This window comes from Streptococcus gallinaceus (assembly GCF_024170225.1).
Lineage (GTDB): Bacteria > Bacillota > Bacilli > Lactobacillales > Streptococcaceae > Streptococcus > Streptococcus gallinaceus.
This window is the reverse complement of record NZ_JALJXU010000015.1, coordinates 1-1,318: the sequence shown is the minus strand read 5'-3', so window position 1 is coordinate 1,318 and position 1,318 is coordinate 1. Positions and strand designations below refer to the sequence as shown.

The window sequence follows — 1,318 nt, the reverse complement described above, 5'->3', positions numbered from 1 at the left end:
CATCACGCTATACAAGAGCATATCAGAAAACAAAGAGACCGCTTAGAACGCTATGGAAAGCTAGCATTTCAAATGCGACCTTTGCCAAGTGGCCAGCAAGCTAAAGATTATATTTTGAATGAACAACAGGCGACCTTGCTTATTACATTCTTAAAGAATACCGAGCAGAAAGAAATCAAGCTAGACATCACGATTGATGAACTGTTTTACAGTTAGAAAGGGGCAGGAACATGCGTAGAAACTACAGCAATTACTTGAATACTTTTCAAGAAACTTACGGAGTAAGCAACTCCACCATAGCCGAAGCAATCGGTGCTACAAATCAAGCAGTTAGCCATTGGCGAGTAGGCAGACATACACCTAGTCAACCGTTTAGAGACCGTTTAAACCGTTTTATATTGAATTACAAAAAGGAGCATGAACCGATGACGATATTTGCACAACAGGAGACACAGGCAGAGGTTATAGCGTTAGACAGTCGAACAGTCGCAGAGTGGACTAACAAAAAACACAAAGAACTAATGCGAGACATTCGGCAATATAGTGAATATTTAAAGGGCGCAGATTTGCGCTGTACTGATTTTTGGCAAGAAACAACTTACACAGCGAGCAATGGCAAAGAAAATCCTTGCTATATGATTACTAAAAAAGGTTGCGAGTTTATCCAGCACAAAATGACTGGGCAAAAAGGCTCAGTATTTACAGCTAAATATATCAATTACTTCTGGGAGCAGGGCGAGCAGTTGCATGAAGCTACACAGATTTTGCTTGATTTATCAGAGCAACCAATGCAACACCAAGCCTTACCTAGTATCAGTGACCTAATCTATATCAAGAACAAACTAGCTGAATTGGTCGATATGGATAGCCTATCAGATATTAACAAAGGTCTTGAACGAGTGAAGCGACTGGTTGAGGTTATCGGAGGTACACAATGAACACAGACATTAGTTTTTTAATCGTTACCCTATTGTGGTTTATATTTATCACTATATTTTTCATGGGTAACTAGAAAAGGGGCAAACATGCACATTGTTTACATGGACGGCAAGAAAGAGCCGTACACAACACACGACATCATAGCTGAACATGCTGAAATTGACATTATTTCAGTTAGAAAGCTGATTGATAAGCATAAAAAGGATTTAGAAGCGTTTGGGATTTTGTCATTTGAAATGACAAAAATAATCGAAGGTAGGGGACGACCTAGGAGAATTTACCACTTAAACGAACAGCAGGCGACTTTATTAGTTACCTATCTAGGAAACACCGAACCCGTCAGAGAATTCAAAAAGAACCTAGTCAAAGCATTCTTTGA

At 39.4% G+C, this 1,318-nt stretch carries 2 protein-coding genes and 1 pseudogene; all 3 read left to right on the top strand.

What is annotated here, in order from left to right; genetic code table 11:
* Window positions 1-168 (top strand): annotated as a pseudogene (locus J2T50_RS10505) (Rha family transcriptional regulator); the annotation flags it as partial.
* 62 nt (window positions 169-230) lie between these two features.
* Entirely contained in the window at window positions 231-938 is a 708-nt protein-coding gene (locus J2T50_RS10500) for a Rha family transcriptional regulator (protein WP_253366420.1), read from the top strand.
* Between the two features lie 87 nt (window positions 939-1,025).
* On the top strand, window positions 1,026-1,318 hold a 293-nt coding region (locus tag J2T50_RS10495; RefSeq protein WP_253366418.1), incomplete at its 3' end, for a Rha family transcriptional regulator.